This is a genomic window from Stenotrophomonas sp. SrG, from assembly GCF_050031795.1.
In the GTDB taxonomy this organism is placed as follows: domain Bacteria; phylum Pseudomonadota; class Gammaproteobacteria; order Xanthomonadales; family Xanthomonadaceae; genus Stenotrophomonas; species Stenotrophomonas rhizophila_A.
In genome coordinates, this window is sequence record NZ_JBNBBE010000837.1 from 1 (window position 1) to 244 (window position 244).

1 pseudogene is annotated in these 244 nt (G+C 66.4%); it reads right to left on the reverse strand.

Going from position 1 to position 244, the window contains the following annotated elements:
• A pseudogene (locus tag ACQG3P_RS21885) lies at positions 1–131 on the reverse strand (GNAT family N-acetyltransferase); the annotation flags it as partial.
• Between the last annotated feature and the right edge of the window lie 113 nt (positions 132–244).

The following is a 244-nucleotide window of genomic DNA, read 5'->3' on the forward strand; positions in this document are numbered from 1 at the left end:
TAGGCCTCGTCCAGGAAGTCGTGCAGGTCCTGGGCCGGGTACAGGTGGCCGAAGGTTTCCACGATGGTACGGGTGGCCAGCACCGACAGGGTCGGTGCGTCCTCGGGGCCGGCGCGGCGGATGGTGTCCATGGACGGGTACGGGGCAGGCCTCAGGCCTGCGTCCCCTTGGCGGCGTCTTCCACTTCGCCGTCTTCTTCGTCCTCTTCCTCGTACTCCTCCTCGTCTTCCTCGTCCTCTTCGTA